Genomic DNA, 13892 nt, shown 5'->3' with positions numbered 1-13892 from the left:
CACGGGCAGACCGCACGGAGCTTAGACAGTGCACGCCACCTTACCGGCGACCGTGCCCCCCTTGGAACGACCAACCGGGGATGCCCCATATGTGGGGCATCCCCGGCTGGGAATCGCTCAAGTCATCGAGGTGCCTGAAGAATTCAGACGAGCTCGGTGACGGTACCGCCGGCGGCGGTGATCTTCTCCTTGGCGGAGCCGGAGACGGCGTCAACCGTCACCTGCAGCGCCACGGTGACCTCACCCTGGCCGAGGACCTTGACGAGGCTGTTCTTGCGAACCGCACCCTTGGCCACGAGGGCCTCGACGGTGACCTCGCCACCCTCGGGGAACAGCGCGCTCAGCTTGTCGAGGTTCACGACCTGGAACTCGGTCTTGAACGGGTTCTTGAAGCCCTTGAGCTTCGGGAGACGCATGTGGAGGGGCATCTGGCCACCCTCGAAGCGCTCCGGAACCTGGTAACGGGCCTTGGTGCCCTTGGTACCACGACCAGCGGTCTTACCCTTGGACGCCTCACCACGACCCACACGGGTCTTGGCGGTCTTGGCGCCCGGGGCGGGCCGGAGGTTGTGGACCTTCAGCGGGTTCTGCTCCGCCATGTCAGTCGACCTCCTCAACCGTCACGAGGTGGCGGACGGTGTGCACCATTCCGCGGAACTCGGGGCGGTCTTCCTTGACAACCACGTCGTTGACCCGCTTGAGGCCAAGCGAACGCAGCGTGTCGCGGTGGTTCTGCTTGCTGCCGATGTACGACTTCACCTGCGTGACCTTGAGCTGTGCCATTACGCACCAGCCCCGGCACGCGCACGCAGCAGAGCCGCGGGGGCGACGTCCTCGAGGGGCAGACCACGGCGAGCCGCGATCTCCTCGGGACGCTGCAGGCCCTTGAGGGCCGCCACGGTCGCGTGCACGATGTTGATCGCGTTCGACGAACCGAGCGACTTCGACAGGATGTCGTGCACGCCCGCGCACTCGAGCACGGCACGCACCGGGCCACCGGCGATAACACCGGTACCGGGGGAAGCAGGCTTGAGCAGGACGACGCCCGCGGCCTTCTCGCCCGTGATCGGGTGCGGGATGGTGCCCTGGATACGCGGAACCTTGAAGAAGTTCTTCTTGGCCTCTTCAACGCCCTTGGCGATGGCCGCGGGAACTTCCTTGGCCTTGCCGTATCCGACACCTACGGTGCCGTCACCGTCGCCCACCACGACCAGCGCGGTGAAGCTGAAGCGGCGACCACCCTTGACAACCTTGGCGACACGGTTGATCGCGACAACGCGCTCAACGTATGCGGTCTTTTCGGCGGCAGCGCCACCGTCGCGACCCTTCCGGTCCCGCCGCTCGCCGCCACCGGCACCGCTTCCGCGGCGCTGGGGTCCAGCCATTGGAATTACCTCTCTCTGTTACGTCCGCTAGCTCCGGAACCGGGGCTTAGAACTTCAGCCCGGCTTCGCGGGCGGCGTCCGCCAGAGCGGCAATGCGCCCGGCGTACTTGTTGCCACCGCGGTCGAACACGACGGCCTCGACACCCGCGGCCTTGGCACGCTCGGCAACGAGCGCGCCGACCTGCTTGGCCTGCGCGGACTTGTCGGCCTCGCCACCGCGGATCGTCGCGTCCAGGGTCGACGCCGACGCAAGGGTGTGACCCTTGAGGTCGTCGATGACCTGAGCAACGATGTTGCGGTTCGAGCGAGTCACGACGAGGCGCGGACGCTCCGCCGTACCCGACACGTTCTTGCGGATGCGGATGTGGCGGCGGGCCTTGGCGGCACGCTTGTAAGCGTCACCCTTGGCGATCTTCACACCGTATGCCATGGCTTACTTACCTGCCTTTCCGACCTTGCGCCGGATGACTTCGCCCTCGTACTTGACACCCTTGGCCTTGTACGGGTCGGGCTTGCGCAGCTTGCGGATGTTGGCCGCAACCTCGCCGACCTTCTGCTTGTCGATGCCCTCGACCGAAAGCTTGGTCGCGGACTCCACCTTGAAGGTGATGCCCTCGGGGGCCTCGACCAGGATCGGGTGGCTGTAACCCAGCGAGAACTCCAGGTTGGAGCCCTTCGCGAGCACGCGGTAACCGACACCGCTGATCTCGAGCTTCTTCACGTAACCCGTGGTCACGCCGGTGATCATGTTCGCCACCAGCGTGCGGGACAGGCCGTGCAGGGCCTTGTTCTGACGCTCGTCGTTGGGGCGGGTGACGCTCAGGACGCCGTCCTCACCCTTGGCGACATCGATCGGCGCGACGACGGTGTGGGAAAGGGAGCCCTTGGGACCCTTAACCGAGACCGTACGGCCGTCGATGGTGACGTCCACGCCGGCGGGAACCGTGATGGGGAGCTTGCCAATACGCGACATTAGCTATTCCTCCGTTCCCGACTACCAGACGTAGGCGAGGACTTCCCCACCTACGCCCTTCTTGCCTGCCTGCTGGCCGGTGAGGAGACCGTGCGACGTGGAGATGATCGCCACGCCCAGGCCGCCGAGCACCTTCGGCAGATTGGTGGACTTCGCGTAAACCCGGAGACCGGGCTTGGAGATCCGCTTGATGCCCGCGATGGAGCGCTCACGGTTCGGGCCGAACTTCAGCTCGAGGACGAGGTTCTTGCCGACCTCGGCGTCCTCGGTCTTCCAGCCCGTGATGAAGCCCTCCTGCTGGAGGATCTCCGCGATGTGAGACTTGATCTTGCTGTGCGGCATCGCCACGGAGTCGTGGTACGCCGAGTTCGCGTTACGCAGACGAGTCAGCATGTCCGCGATCGGATCAGTCATGGTCATGAATTGGCCTTCGGCCTCTCTCGCCGGGGTTTCCTATCTGCGCCATCCCTCTCCCCACTCAGAGGCAGGACGGGTGCGGCGCGGGGACCTACGGCGTAGTAAGTCGGTCAGGGCGGCAGGCGCCCAACCCTCCTAGCCTAAGCCATGGAGAGGTGGGCCACCTACCGACCAGATACTTACCGAGAGCCTCCGGTAATTCCCAAGTCCCTTAGGACAGGGGGAATTACCAGGAGCTCTTGGTCACGCCCGGCAGCTCGCCACGGTGAGCCATCTCACGAAGGCAGACGCGGCACAGGCCGAACTTGCGGTAAACGGAGTGCGGACGGCCACAGCGCTGGCAGCGGGTGTAGCCGCGCACACCGAACTTGGGCTTACGAGCAGCCTTGGCAATAAGTGCCTTCTTCGCCATCTCGCTTACGCCTCCTTGAACGGGAAGCCGAGGTGACGAAGGAGCGCACGGCCCTCAGCGTCGTTGGTCGCCGTGGTGACCACGGTGATGTCCATACCCCGGACGCGGTCGATCTTGTCCTGGTCGATCTCGTGGAACATGACCTGCTCCGTGAGACCGAAGGTGTAGTTGCCACGGCCGTCGAACTGCTTGGGGGACAGACCACGGAAGTCGCGGATGCGCGGCAGCGCGAGCGACAGGGTGCGGTCCAGGAACTCCCACATGCGGTCGCCACGAAGCGTGACGTGGCAGCCGATCGGCTGACCCTCGCGCAGCTTGAACTGCGCGATGGACTTCCGGGCCTTGGTGATGGCCGGCTTCTGACCCGTGATGGTGGTCAGGTCACGGACGGCACCGTCCATGAGCTTCGAGTCACGGGCGGCGTCGCCGACACCCATGTTGACCACGATCTTGACGAGGCCGGGAACCTGCATGACGTTCTCGTACGAGAACTCTTCCTGCAGCTTGCCCGCGATCTCCTCGCGGTACTTCGCCTTCAGACGCGGGCTGGTGGTGGTCGTCATCAGATGTCCTCACCCGTCCGCTTGGCAACGCGGATCTTGTTGCCTTCGTCGTCGAAGCGGAAACCGACACGCGTGACGACCTTGTTGCCGTCCTTCTCCACGACCAGCTGGACGTTGGAGACGTGGACAGGGGCTTCGGTGGTCACGATGCCGCCGGCCTGCGAACCGCTGGCGGTCGGGCCGGCCTTCGTGTGCTTCTTGACCCGGTTGACACCCTCGACCAGGACGCGCTCGTCGCGCGGGTAAGCGGCAATGACCTTGCCCTGCTTGCCCTTGTCCTTACCGGTGATGACCTGGACCAGGTCGCCCTTCTTGATCTTCATGCTTACAGCACCTCCGGCGCGAGCGAGATGATCTTCATGAACTTCTTCTCGCGCAGCTCACGGCCGACCGGGCCGAAGATACGGGTGCCGCGAGGGTCGCCGTCGTTCTTCAGAATGACGGCGGCGTTCTCGTCGAAGCGGATGTACGAGCCGTCGGGACGGCGGCGCTCCTTGACGGTGCGAACGATGACGGCCTTGACGACGTCACCCTTCTTCACGTTGCCACCGGGGATCGCGTCCTTGACGGTGGCGACGATGACGTCACCGATACCCGCGTAGCGGCGACCCGAGCCACCGAGAACACGAATGGTGAGAATTTCCTTCGCACCCGTGTTGTCGGCGATCCGAAGTCGCGACTCCTGCTGGATCACGTCTATCTCCTGATTGTCTGCCGGTTCCCCCGGGGCAGTTCAGTGAACTGCCCCGGGAGCCTGGCGGAACGAACTCCGAGGGATACCCCTCAGAGGTTTACTTGGCCTTCTCGAGGATCTCGACGATGCGCCAGCGCTTGGTGGCGGACAGCGGACGCGTCTCCATCAGGAGGACGCGGTCGCCGACGCCGGCAGCGTTCTGCTCGTCGTGCGCCTTGAGCTTGTTCGTACGGCGGATGACCTTGCCGTACAGCGCGTGCTTCACGCGGTCCTCGACAGCGACGACGACGGTCTTGTCCATCTTGTCGCTGACGACCAGACCCTCACGGGTCTTGCGGAAACCGCGGTCGGTCTTCGTCTCAGTCACGTTGCTCTCGCTCATCAGGCGCTCTCCACCGTCTCGATGCCCAGCTCGCGCTCACGCATCAGGGTGTAGATCCGCGCGATGTCCTTGCGGACGGCCTTGAGCCGCCCGTGGTTCTCGAGCTGACCGGTCGCCGCCTGGAAGCGGAGGTTGAACAGCTCTTCCTTGGCTTCGCGAAGCTTCGCGAGAAGCTCCTCGTCGCCCAGTTCGCGCAGCTCGGACGCCTTGGTACCGGCCGACATCACGACTCACCTGCCTCGCGCCGAACAATCCGGCACTTCATCGGAAGCTTGTGAGCAGCGCGGGTAAGCGCCTCACGCGCAGTCTTCTCATTCGGGTAGGACAGCTCGAACATCACCCGTCCGGGCTTGACGTTCGCGACCCACCACTCGGGGGAACCCTTACCGGAACCCATGCGGGTCTCGGCGGGCTTCTTCGTCAGCGGGCGGTCCGGGTAGATGTTGATCCAGACCTTGCCGCCACGCTTGATGTGGCGGGTCATCGCGATACGAGCCGCCTCGATCTGGCGGTTGGTCACGTACGCCGGAGTGAGGGCCTGAATGCCGTACTCGCCGAACGCAACCTGCGTACCACCCTTGGACATACCGCTGCGCTTCGGGTGGTGCTGCTTGCGGTGCTTGACCCTACGAGGGATCAGCATGTCGGTCAGGCCTCCGTTCCGGTGCTCTCAGCCGGAGCGGCAGCTGCGGCGGGAGCGTCGGCCTTGGGGGCCTCGGCAGCCGGCGCGGACTGCTGCTGCGGCTTGCGGCCGCGGCCGCCACGCTCGCCACCACGGCCACCACGGGCCGGGCGGTCGTTGCCGCCACCACGGGCCGGGCGGTTACCCGCACGGGCCGCGGCGTTCTCGGCGCGGACCTCGGCGATGTTCTTGACGTCGCCCTTGTAGATCCAGACCTTCACGCCGATACGGCCGAAGGTCGTCTTGGCCTCGAAGAAGCCGTAGTCGACGTTCGCACGGAGGGTGTGCAGGGGCACGCGGCCCTCGCGGTAGAACTCCGAGCGGGACATCTCGGCGCCGCCGAGACGGCCACCACACTGGATCTTGATGCCCTTGGCGCCGGCCTTCATCGTCGACTGCATGCTCTTGCGCATGGCGCGACGGAAGGAGACGCGGGAGGACAGCTGCTCTGCAACGGCCTGCGCGACCAGCTGAGCGTCGACCTCGGGGTTCTTGACCTCGAGGATGTTCAGCTGGACCTGCTTGCCCGTGAGCTTCTCGAGGTCACCGCGGATGCGGTCGGCCTCGGCGCCACGGCGGCCGATGACGATGCCGGGACGCGCGGTGTGGATGTCCACCCGCACGCGGTCACGGGTGCGCTCGATCTCAACCTTCGAGATGCCGGCGCGCTCCATGCCGGACGTCATCATCCGACGGATGGCGACGTCTTCCTTGACGTAGTCCTTGTACAGCTTGTCGGCGTACCAACGCGACTTGAAGTCGGTGGTGATGCCGAGCCGGAACCCGTGCGGGTTTACCTTCTGGCCCATTACCGGGTTCCTTCCTTGCTGCTGACGACCACGGTGATGTGGCTGGTCCGCTTACGGATCCGGTAGGCACGGCCCTGAGCACGCGGACGGAACCGCTTCAGGGTCGGGCCCTCATCCACGTACGCCTCGCTGATGACCAGCGAAGAGGCGTCACTGTGGTCGTAGTTGTGCGCGGCATTGGCGATGGCGCTGTCAAGCACCTTGCCAACCGGCACGCTCGCGGCCTGCGGGGCGAAACGCAGGACCGCCTGAGCCTCCGTGGCATCCATGCCACGGATGAGGTCCACCACTCGGCGGGCCTTCATGGGCGTGACGCGGATGTACCGCGCCTGGGCCCTGGCTTCCATGGTTGTCCCTTCGGTGTAAGTCATAGTCGTTCCACCCCGCGCTAGCGGCGCTTCGACTTCCGGTCGTCCTTGACGTGGCCGCGGAAGGTGCGAGTCGGCGAGAACTCGCCGAGCTTGTGGCCGACCATCGCCTCGGTGACGAACACCGGGATGTGGGTCTTGCCGTTGTGCACCGCGATCGTGTGGCCCAGCATGGCCGGGACGATCATCGAGCGACGGGACCAGGTCTTGATGACGTTCTTGGAACCTGCTTCGTTCTGTGCGTCCACCTTCTTGACGAGGTGGCCGTCGACGAAGGGTCCCTTCTTGAGACTGCGCGGCATCTAAACCCGCTCCTAGCGCTTCTTGTTCGTCTTGCGGCGGCGGACGATGTACTTGTTGCTCGCCTTCTTCGGCGAACGAGTACGACCCTCCTTCTGACCCCACGGCGAGACCGGGTGGCGACCACCGGAGGTCTTGCCCTCACCACCACCGTGCGGGTGGTCGACCGGGTTCATCGCCACACCGCGAACGGTCGGGCGAACGCCAAGCCAGCGCTTGCGGCCGGCCTTGCCCCAGTTGATGTTCGACTGCTCGGCGTTGCCGACCTCGCCAATCGTGGCGCGGCAGCGGACGTCGACCAGACGGATCTCACCGGACGGCATACGAAGGTGGGCCATGGAGCCCTCCTTCGCAAGCAGCTGCACGGAGGCACCCGCGGAGCGGGCGAACTTCGCGCCGCCGCCGGGCCGCAGCTCGATGGCGTGGATGGTCGTACCGACCGGGATGTTGCGGAGGGCCAGGTTGTTGCCCGGCTTGATGTCCGCGCCCGGTCCGTTCTCGACCCGGTCACCCTGCGACAGGTTGCGGGGGGCCAGGATGTAGCGCTTCTCGCCGTCCGCGTAGTGCAGGAGCGCGATGCGCGCGGTGCGGTTCGGGTCGTACTCGATGTGCGCGACCTTCGCCGGCACGCCGTCCTTGTCGTGACGACGGAAGTCGATCACTCGGTAGGCGCGCTTGTGTCCGCCACCCTGGTGGCGAACGGTCACACGACCGGCGTTGTTACGGCCGCCCTTGCTGTGCAGCGGGCGGACCAGCGACTTCTCCGGCGTGGACCGCGTTACCTCGACGAAGTCGGCGACGGAGGAGCCACGGCGGCCCGGCGTCGTCGGCTTGTACTTGCGGATTCCCATTTCTCAGTCCTCGTCCGATATTCGGACCAGGGCGCTCCGTTAGGAGGCCTGGCCGAAGATGTCGATACGGTCGCCCTCAGCGAGGGTCACGATCGCGCGCTTGGTGTCAGCGCGCTTACCGAAGCCCGTGCGGGTGCGCTTGCGCTTGCCCTGGCGGTTGATCGTGTTGACCCCAGTGACCTTGACCGAGAAGACCGCCTCGACGGCCTGCTTGATCTGGGTCTTGTTGGCGCCGGGCGCAACGACGAAGGTGTACTTGCCCTCGTCGAGGAGCGCGTAGCTCTTCTCGGAGACGACCGGCTTGACGAGGACGTCACGGGGGTCCGTGAAGCTCTTGCTCAGCGGCGTCTCGACGGTGTTCTTGCCCTCGGTGGCGTGGCGCTTCGCCTTGGCGAGGCGCGCGGCCTTGGCGGCCTTGGCCGCCTTGGGGGCGATGCTCGGGTGACGCGTAGCCATCAGGCTTCGCTCCCTTCGGTCTCAACGGCCTGGGGGCCAGACACGAAGGACTCGAAGGCGGCCTTGGTGAAGACCACGTCGTCCGAGACGAGCACGTCGTACGTGTTCAGCTGGCCCGGCTCCAGGATGTGCACCTGGGGCAGGTTGCGGGCGGAGAGCAGCGAAGTCTCGTCCGCGCGGTCGATGACCAGGAGCACGTTCTTGCGCTCGCTGACCTTGCCGAGCAGCGTCTTCGCGGCCTTCGTGGAGATGTCGCCCTCGACCACGTTGGTGACAACGTGGATACGAGCGTTGCGGGCCCGGTCGGTGAGGGCGTGGCGCAGGGCCGCGGCCTTCATCTTCTTCGGGGTCCGCTGCGAGTAGTCACGCGGCTGCGGGCCGTGGACGACGCCACCGCCTGCGAACTGCGGCGCACGGGTCGAACCCTGGCGCGCGCGGCCGGTGCCCTTCTGGCGGTACGGCTTCTTGCCGCCACCGCGGACTTCACCGCGGCGCTTGGTCTTGTGCGTGCCCTGACGGGCAGCGGCCAGCTGTGCGACAACGACCTGGTGGATCAGCGGAATGCTGATCTTCTCGACGTCGAAGATCTCCGCGGGGAGCTCGACGGTCCCGGCCTTGTCGCCTGCCGGCGAAAGGATGTCAATGGTGCTCATCGGTTCCTCAAGCCCCCTTGGCCGCGGTACGGACCAGGACGAGGCCGCCGTTCGGACCGGGAACTGCGCCCTTGATGAGGAGCAGGCCCTTCTCCGCGTCAACGGCGTGAACGGTCAGGTTCTGGGTGGTGACCCGCTCGTTGCCCATACGGCCCGCCATGCGGAGGCCCTTGAACACGCGACCCGGGGTGGCGCAGCCACCGATCGAGCCCGGCGAGCGGTGCTTGCGCTGGGTGCCGTGACCGGCGCCGAGGCCCTTGAAGTTGTGACGCTTCATGACACCGGCGAAGCCCTTGCCCTTGCTCTTGCCCGTGACGTCAACCTTGACGCCGGACTCGAACACCTCGGCAGTCACCTCCTGGCCCAGCGTGTACTCGCTGGCGTCGGGGGTGCGGATCTCCACCAGGTGGCGGCGGGGGGTCACGTCGGCCTTGGCGAAGTGACCCTTGAGGGGCTTGTTCACCTTGCGAGGGTCGATCTCGCCGAAGGCGATCTGGACCGACTCGTAGCCGTCGGAGTCATTCGTACGGACCTGGGTAACGACGTTCGGGCCGGCCTTGACGACGGTGACCGGAACAACACGGTTGTTCTCGTCCCACACCTGCGTCATGCCGAGCTTCTCGCCCAGGATGCCCTTGATCTGCTTAGCCATCTCTCAGATCACCGGCCCTCAGAGCTTGATCTCGATGTCGACACCGGCCGGGAGGTCGAGTCGCATCAGGGAGTCAACGGTCTTGGGCGTCGGGTCGAGGATGTCGATCAGGCGCTTGTGCGTGCGCATCTCGAAGTGCTCGCGCGAGTCCTTGTACTTGTGCGGCGACTTGATGACGCAGTACACGTTCTTCTCAGTGGGCAGCGGCACCGGGCCTGCGACCGACGCACCAGTGCGAGTCACCGTCTCGACGATCTTCTTCGCCGAAGAGTCGATGACCTCGTGGTCGTAGGCCTTGAGCCGGATGCGGATCTTCTGTCCCGCCATGGCTACTTGGTAGTCCTTTGTCTCGAAGGCTCTGGCTCCCGGGAGGCCCTTTTTTCTACTTCCTCCGACCCACGCGGTCGGGCGTGTCGCAGTCCCGCTCATGAGATTTCCCGAAGGATTTCCCTGCTAGGGGCTGCGGCCCAGATGACCGCGGGTCCGGGGGAAGAAACCCACCGGGCGCCTGGTTGAGTCTCCGCACCGCACTTCCCAGAAGATTCCCGTACGTCCGCTCCAGCGCTGCCTTTCGGCAGATGGGGCGACGAGTACTGTGGGACTCGCTTCCGGTCCTCCCGGCGGGAGGCGCGCAGCATCGGCACTCAACCGAGCAACCTGGACAGTGTGCCACACGTGGGACGCCGAAGGCCAATCGGGCCGACTGTCAAGCCGGCACGGCCGACATCGCGTACGCAAAGAGCCCCGTCCACCCGGAGGTGGACGGGGCTTTTCGCTGCGCTCAGTTCAGAGCGACCGGGTCTCCCCGATCTTCAAGCAAGCGGGAAGCTTACTTGTTGATCTTGGTGACCTGGCCGGCGCCGACGGTCCGGCCACCCTCACGGATGGCGAACTTCAGGCCCTCTTCCATCGCGACGGGCTGGATGAGCTCAACGGTCATCTCAGTGTTGTCGCCCGGCATGACCATCTCGGTGCCCTCGGGGAGGGTCACGACGCCGGTCACGTCGGTGGTGCGGAAGTAGAACTGCGGGCGGTAGTTGTTGAAGAACGGGGTGTGACGGCCACCCTCGTCCTTCGACAGGATGTAGGCCTGGGCCTCGAACTCGGTGTGCGGCGTGACCGAACCGGGCTTGATGATGACCTGGCCGCGCTCGACGTCCTCGCGCTTGATGCCACGGAGGAGCAGACCGACGTTCTCACCGGCCTGGCCCTCGTCGAGCAGCTTGCGGAACATCTCGATGCCGGTGACCGTGGTGGTGGTCTTCTCGGTCTTGATGCCGATGATGTCGACGGTCTCGTTGACCTTGAGGACACCACGCTCGATACGACCGGTGACGACGGTGCCACGACCGGTGATCGTGAAGACGTCCTCGATCGGCATCAGGAACGGCTTGTCGACGTCACGCTCGGGCTCCGGGATGGACTCGTCGACAGCCTTCATCAGGTTGAGGACGGACTCACCCCACTCCTTGTCGCCCTCGAGCGCCTTGAGCGCCGAGACCTTGACGACCGGCAGGTCGTCGCCCGGGAACTCGTACTCGGAGAGGAGCTCACGGACCTCGAGCTCGACGAGCTCCAGGATCTCCTCGTCGTCCACCATGTCGGCCTTGTTCAGGGCGACGACGATGTACGGAACGCCGACCTGGCGGGCCAGGAGCACGTGCTCCTTGGTCTGCGGCATCGGGCCGTCGGTGGCGGCAACCACGAGGATCGCGCCGTCCATCTGCGCGGCACCCGTGATCATGTTCTTGATGTAGTCCGCGTGACCGGGGCAGTCGACGTGGGCGTAGTGACGCGTCTCGGTCTGGTACTCGACGTGCGCGATGGAGATGGTGATACCGCGCTGGCGCTCTTCCGGCGCCTTGTCGATCATGTCGAAGGCCGAGGCCTCGTTCAGGTCCGGGTACGCGTCGTGCAGCACCTTGGTAATGGCGGCCGTGAGGGTCGTCTTACCGTGGTCAATGTGACCGATGGTGCCGATGTTGACGTGCGGCTTAGTCCGCTCGAACTTTGCCTTCGCCACTGAATCCTCCTGCGGAGTGGTTCTGTACGCCTTGCTTCATCGGCGCCAGGTGATCTTTGCTGGGAAGCCAGCCGCCGGGGTTCTTGCCTTATGGGGTCGAACCCCGGCGGATGGTGTCAAGCCTAAAGCGTCAACTCGGGTGAGTTACTCGCCCTTGGCCTTCGCGATGATCTCCTCGGCGACGTTCCGCGGAACTTCGGCGTAGGAGTCGAACTGCATTGAGTAGCTTGCGCGACCCGACGTCTTGCTGCGGAGGTCTCCGACGTAGCCGAACATCTCCGAGAGGGGCACGAGGCCCTTCACGACGCGAGCGCCGCTGCGCTCCTCCATGGCCTGGATCTGGCCACGGCGGGAGTTGATGTCACCGATGACATCGCCCATGTAGTCCTCGGGCGTGGTGACCTCGACGGCCATCATCGGCTCGAGCAGCACGGGCTTGGCCTGCCGCGCGGCCTCCTTGAAGGCCTGCGAGCCGGCGATCTTGAAGGCGAGCTCGGAGGAGTCGACCTCGTGGTACGCGCCGTCGAGAAGCGTGATGCGGACACCAGTCATCTCGTAGCCCGCCAGGATGCCGAACTGCATGGCCTCCTGCGCACCGGCGTCCACCGAGGGGATGTACTCCCTCGGGATACGGCCACCGGTGACCTTGTTGACGAACTCGTACGACGCCTCGCCGCCCTCGATGGGCTCGATCGCGATCTGCACCTTGGCGAACTGACCGGTACCACCGGTCTGCTTCTTGTGGGTGTAGTCCACGCGCTCGACGGCCCGACGGATCGTCTCGCGGTACGCGACCTGGGGCTTGCCGACGTTCGCCTCGACGCGGAATTCGCGCTTCATGCGGTCGACGAGCACCTCGAGGTGAAGCTCGCCCATACCACCGATGATGGTCTGGCCGGTCTCCTCGTCCGAGTGCACCTGGAAGGAGGGGTCCTCCTCCGAGAGGCGCTGGATGGCGACACCCAGCTTCTCCTGGTCACCCTTGGACTTGGGCTCGATGGCGACCTGGATGACCGGCGCCGGGAAGTCCATGGACTCCAGGATGACCGGCTGCTTGTCGTCACAGAGCGTCTCGCCCGTGGTGGTCTGCTTCAGACCCATGACGGCGACGATGTCGCCGGCGCCCACCGACTCGATCTCCTCACGCTTGTTCGCGTGCATGCGGTAGATCTTGCCGATGCGCTCCTTCTTCCCCTTGACGGAGTTCAGCACCGCGGTGCCGGAGTCAAGGCGACCGGAGTAGATCCGGACGAAGGTGAGCTTGCCGAGGTGCGGGTCGCTCGCAATCTTGAACGCGAGAGCCGAAAGGGGCTCGTCGTCCGAGGGCTTGCGCTTGACGACGGCCTCGGGGTCCTTGACGTCGTGGCCCTCGATGGCCTCGACGTCCAGGGGCGAAGGCAGGTAACGCACGACCGCGTCGAGCAGGGGCTGGACGCCCTTGTTCTTGAACGCGGTGCCGCAGAACACGGGGGTGACGGTGGTGTCGCCGCCCTTGCCGGAGGCGATGGTGATACGACGGATCGCGTCGTACAGCTGGTCCTCGGTGGGCTCCTGGCCCTCGAGGTACAGCTCCATCATCTGCTCGTCGTTCTCGGCGACAGCCTCGAGGAGCTTGCCGCGGTACTCCTCGGCAGCCTCGGTGTGCGTGTCGGGGATGTCGACGATGTCGTAGGCCTCGCCCATCTTGGTCTCGGCGGACCAGACGAAGGCCTTCATGGTGACGAGGTCGACGACGCCCTTGAAGTCAGCCTCTGCGCCGATGGGCAGCTGCATGACGATCGGGGTCGCACCGAGGCGCTCGACGATCATGTCGACACAGCGGTGGAACTCGGCACCCGTACGGTCGAGCTTGTTGACGAAGCAGATGCGGGGGACGCCGTAGCGGTCCGCCTGACGCCACACGGTCTCGGACTGGGGCTCAACACCGGCGACGCCGTCGAACACCGTCACGGCACCGTCGAGGACACGGAGCGAACGCTCTACCTCGACGGTGAAGTCGACGTGGCCCGGGGTGTCGATGATGTTGATGGTGTGGTCGACGTCGTTCAGCGGCCAGTGACAGGTGGTGGCAGCAGAGGTGATCGTGATGCCACGCTCCTGCTCCTGCTCCATCCAGTCCATCGTGGCGGCACCGTCGTGAACCTCACCGATCTTGTACGAGACACCGGTGTAGAACAGGATCCGCTCGGTGGTCGTCGTCTTGCCCGCGTCGATGTGGGCCATGATGCCGATGTTGCGCACCTTGGCCAGGTCAAGTGAAGTGGTAGCCATA

Annotated in this window: 23 protein-coding genes; all 23 read right to left on the bottom strand. The window is 65.3% G+C overall.

Annotated elements, in window-relative coordinates; genetic code table 11:
* Positions 1-143 precede the first annotated feature (143 nt).
* Positions 144-599, bottom strand: coding sequence for a 50S ribosomal protein L15 (gene rplO, locus IE226_RS29340; protein ID WP_098244248.1), 456 nt, complete (start codon positions 597-599; stop codon positions 144-146).
* 1 nt (position 600) lies between these two features.
* Complete coding sequence (gene rpmD / locus IE226_RS29335; protein WP_190084424.1) at positions 601-783, bottom strand: 50S ribosomal protein L30; 183 nt, start codon at positions 781-783, stop codon at positions 601-603.
* Positions 783-1385, bottom strand: a complete 603-nt coding sequence (gene rpsE / locus IE226_RS29330) for a 30S ribosomal protein S5 (protein ID WP_160506669.1) — start codon at positions 1383-1385, stop codon at positions 783-785. Before rpsE ends, rpmD begins: the two co-directional genes overlap by 1 nt.
* Positions 1386-1431: 46 nt before the next feature.
* Complete coding sequence (rplR, locus tag IE226_RS29325) at positions 1432-1815, bottom strand: 50S ribosomal protein L18 (protein ID WP_160506668.1); 384 nt, start codon at positions 1813-1815, stop codon at positions 1432-1434.
* 3 nt (positions 1816-1818) lie between these two features.
* Positions 1819-2358, bottom strand: coding sequence for a 50S ribosomal protein L6 (gene rplF / locus IE226_RS29320; RefSeq protein WP_190084423.1), 540 nt, complete (start codon positions 2356-2358; stop codon positions 1819-1821).
* Positions 2359-2379: 21 nt separating this feature from the next.
* Positions 2380-2778, bottom strand: a complete 399-nt coding sequence (gene rpsH, locus IE226_RS29315) for a 30S ribosomal protein S8 (RefSeq protein ID WP_160506666.1) — start codon at positions 2776-2778, stop codon at positions 2380-2382.
* Between the two features lie 223 nt (positions 2779-3001).
* Entirely contained in the window at positions 3002-3187 is a 186-nt protein-coding gene (locus IE226_RS29310; RefSeq protein ID WP_003948630.1) for a type Z 30S ribosomal protein S14, read from the bottom strand.
* Positions 3188-3192: 5 nt separating this feature from the next.
* Complete coding sequence (gene rplE / locus IE226_RS29305) at positions 3193-3750, bottom strand: 50S ribosomal protein L5 (protein WP_190084422.1); 558 nt, start codon at positions 3748-3750, stop codon at positions 3193-3195.
* Positions 3750-4073, bottom strand: coding sequence for a 50S ribosomal protein L24 (rplX, locus tag IE226_RS29300; RefSeq protein WP_190084421.1), 324 nt, complete (start codon positions 4071-4073; stop codon positions 3750-3752). Before rplX ends, rplE begins: the two co-directional genes overlap by 1 nt.
* A 2-nt stretch (positions 4074-4075) precedes the next feature.
* A complete protein-coding gene (rplN, locus tag IE226_RS29295) occupies positions 4076-4444 on the bottom strand; it encodes a 50S ribosomal protein L14 (RefSeq protein ID WP_073768975.1) in 369 nt (122 codons plus the stop codon).
* A 97-nt stretch (positions 4445-4541) separates the two neighbouring features.
* Positions 4542-4826, bottom strand: a complete 285-nt coding sequence (gene rpsQ / locus IE226_RS29290; RefSeq protein ID WP_055564830.1) for a 30S ribosomal protein S17 — start codon at positions 4824-4826, stop codon at positions 4542-4544.
* Complete coding sequence (gene rpmC / locus IE226_RS29285; RefSeq protein ID WP_003998824.1) at positions 4826-5050, bottom strand: 50S ribosomal protein L29; 225 nt, start codon at positions 5048-5050, stop codon at positions 4826-4828. Before rpmC ends, rpsQ begins: the two co-directional genes overlap by 1 nt.
* Positions 5050-5469, bottom strand: coding sequence for a 50S ribosomal protein L16 (gene rplP, locus IE226_RS29280; protein WP_135332557.1), 420 nt, complete (start codon positions 5467-5469; stop codon positions 5050-5052). The genes rpmC and rplP overlap by 1 nt, the downstream gene beginning before the upstream one ends.
* Positions 5470-5474: 5 nt before the next feature.
* Positions 5475-6317: a 30S ribosomal protein S3 gene (gene rpsC / locus IE226_RS29275; protein WP_160506663.1), complete on the bottom strand. Its 843-nt coding sequence runs from the start codon at positions 6315-6317 to the stop codon at positions 5475-5477.
* Entirely contained in the window at positions 6317-6664 is a 348-nt protein-coding gene (gene rplV / locus IE226_RS29270) for a 50S ribosomal protein L22 (protein ID WP_016645177.1), read from the bottom strand. The genes rpsC and rplV overlap by 1 nt, the downstream gene beginning before the upstream one ends.
* Positions 6665-6705: 41 nt before the next feature.
* The gene (gene rpsS, locus IE226_RS29265) at positions 6706-6987 is read right to left on the bottom strand and encodes a 30S ribosomal protein S19 (protein ID WP_190084420.1); all 282 of its coding nucleotides are present in this window, start codon (positions 6985-6987) and stop codon (positions 6706-6708) included.
* A gap of 12 nt (positions 6988-6999) precedes the next feature.
* Positions 7000-7836 carry a 50S ribosomal protein L2 gene (rplB, locus tag IE226_RS29260; protein WP_160506661.1) on the bottom strand — a complete coding sequence of 279 codons (837 nt, stop codon included), beginning with the start codon at positions 7834-7836 and terminating at the stop codon, positions 7000-7002.
* Positions 7837-7875: 39 nt separating this feature from the next.
* A complete protein-coding gene (rplW, locus tag IE226_RS29255; RefSeq protein WP_190084419.1) occupies positions 7876-8292 on the bottom strand; it encodes a 50S ribosomal protein L23 in 417 nt (138 codons plus the stop codon).
* Positions 8292-8945, bottom strand: a complete 654-nt coding sequence (rplD, locus tag IE226_RS29250; RefSeq protein WP_190084418.1) for a 50S ribosomal protein L4 — start codon at positions 8943-8945, stop codon at positions 8292-8294. The genes rplW and rplD overlap by 1 nt, the downstream gene beginning before the upstream one ends.
* A 7-nt stretch (positions 8946-8952) precedes the next feature.
* On the bottom strand, positions 8953-9597 hold the full coding sequence (gene rplC / locus IE226_RS29245) for a 50S ribosomal protein L3 (RefSeq protein WP_190084417.1): 645 nt from the start codon (positions 9595-9597) through the stop codon (positions 8953-8955).
* 18 nt (positions 9598-9615) lie between these two features.
* Complete coding sequence (gene rpsJ / locus IE226_RS29240; RefSeq protein ID WP_003948644.1) at positions 9616-9924, bottom strand: 30S ribosomal protein S10; 309 nt, start codon at positions 9922-9924, stop codon at positions 9616-9618.
* A gap of 502 nt (positions 9925-10426) precedes the next feature.
* Positions 10427-11620 carry an elongation factor Tu gene (gene tuf / locus IE226_RS29235; RefSeq protein WP_190084416.1) on the bottom strand — a complete coding sequence of 398 codons (1194 nt, stop codon included), beginning with the start codon at positions 11618-11620 and terminating at the stop codon, positions 10427-10429.
* A 144-nt stretch (positions 11621-11764) separates the two neighbouring features.
* Positions 11765-13891 (bottom strand): elongation factor G, encoded by a 2127-nt coding sequence (gene fusA, locus IE226_RS29230; RefSeq protein WP_190084415.1) that lies wholly within the window; start codon positions 13889-13891, stop codon positions 11765-11767.
* Position 13892: the final 1 nt, after the last annotated feature.

It is taken from the genome of Streptomyces longisporoflavus (assembly GCF_014649775.1).
Taxonomy (GTDB): domain Bacteria; phylum Actinomycetota; class Actinomycetes; order Streptomycetales; family Streptomycetaceae; genus Streptomyces; species Streptomyces longisporoflavus.
The sequence above is the reverse complement of the archived record's forward strand: the minus strand, read 5'-3'. Positions and strand labels throughout refer to the sequence as shown.

Excerpts from the sequence above, each read along its gene's own strand:
- rplO (WP_098244248.1), bottom strand. The coding sequence starts at position 599 with ATGGCGGAGCAGAACCCGCTGAAGGTCCACAACCTCCGGCCCGCCCCG.
- rpmD (WP_190084424.1), bottom strand. The coding sequence starts at position 783 with ATGGCACAGCTCAAGGTCACGCAGGTGAAGTCGTACATCGGCAGCAAG.
- rpsE (WP_160506669.1), bottom strand. The coding sequence starts at position 1,385 with ATGGCTGGACCCCAGCGCCGCGGAAGCGGTGCCGGTGGCGGCGAGCGG.
- rplR (WP_160506668.1), bottom strand. The coding sequence starts at position 1,815 with ATGGCATACGGTGTGAAGATCGCCAAGGGTGACGCTTACAAGCGTGCC.
- rplF (WP_190084423.1), bottom strand. The coding sequence starts at position 2,358 with ATGTCGCGTATTGGCAAGCTCCCCATCACGGTTCCCGCCGGCGTGGAC.
- rpsH (WP_160506666.1), bottom strand. The coding sequence starts at position 2,778 with ATGACCATGACTGATCCGATCGCGGACATGCTGACTCGTCTGCGTAAC.
- IE226_RS29310 (WP_003948630.1), bottom strand. The coding sequence starts at position 3,187 with ATGGCGAAGAAGGCACTTATTGCCAAGGCTGCTCGTAAGCCCAAGTTC.
- rplE (WP_190084422.1), bottom strand. The coding sequence starts at position 3,750 with ATGACGACCACCACCAGCCCGCGTCTGAAGGCGAAGTACCGCGAGGAG.
- rplX (WP_190084421.1), bottom strand. The coding sequence starts at position 4,073 with ATGAAGATCAAGAAGGGCGACCTGGTCCAGGTCATCACCGGTAAGGAC.
- rpsQ (WP_055564830.1), bottom strand. The coding sequence starts at position 4,826 with ATGAGCGAGAGCAACGTGACTGAGACGAAGACCGACCGCGGTTTCCGC.
- rpmC (WP_003998824.1), bottom strand. The coding sequence starts at position 5,050 with ATGTCGGCCGGTACCAAGGCGTCCGAGCTGCGCGAACTGGGCGACGAG.
- rplP (WP_135332557.1), bottom strand. The coding sequence starts at position 5,469 with ATGCTGATCCCTCGTAGGGTCAAGCACCGCAAGCAGCACCACCCGAAG.
- rpsC (WP_160506663.1), bottom strand. The coding sequence starts at position 6,317 with ATGGGCCAGAAGGTAAACCCGCACGGGTTCCGGCTCGGCATCACCACC.
- rplV (WP_016645177.1), bottom strand. The coding sequence starts at position 6,664 with ATGGAAGCCAGGGCCCAGGCGCGGTACATCCGCGTCACGCCCATGAAG.
- rpsS (WP_190084420.1), bottom strand. The coding sequence starts at position 6,987 with ATGCCGCGCAGTCTCAAGAAGGGACCCTTCGTCGACGGCCACCTCGTC.
- rplB (WP_160506661.1), bottom strand. The coding sequence starts at position 7,836 with ATGGGAATCCGCAAGTACAAGCCGACGACGCCGGGCCGCCGTGGCTCC.
- rplW (WP_190084419.1), bottom strand. The coding sequence starts at position 8,292 with ATGGCTACGCGTCACCCGAGCATCGCCCCCAAGGCGGCCAAGGCCGCC.
- rplD (WP_190084418.1), bottom strand. The coding sequence starts at position 8,945 with ATGAGCACCATTGACATCCTTTCGCCGGCAGGCGACAAGGCCGGGACC.
- rplC (WP_190084417.1), bottom strand. The coding sequence starts at position 9,597 with ATGGCTAAGCAGATCAAGGGCATCCTGGGCGAGAAGCTCGGCATGACG.
- rpsJ (WP_003948644.1), bottom strand. The coding sequence starts at position 9,924 with ATGGCGGGACAGAAGATCCGCATCCGGCTCAAGGCCTACGACCACGAG.
- fusA (WP_190084415.1), bottom strand. The coding sequence starts at position 13,891 with ATGGCTACCACTTCACTTGACCTGGCCAAGGTGCGCAACATCGGCATC.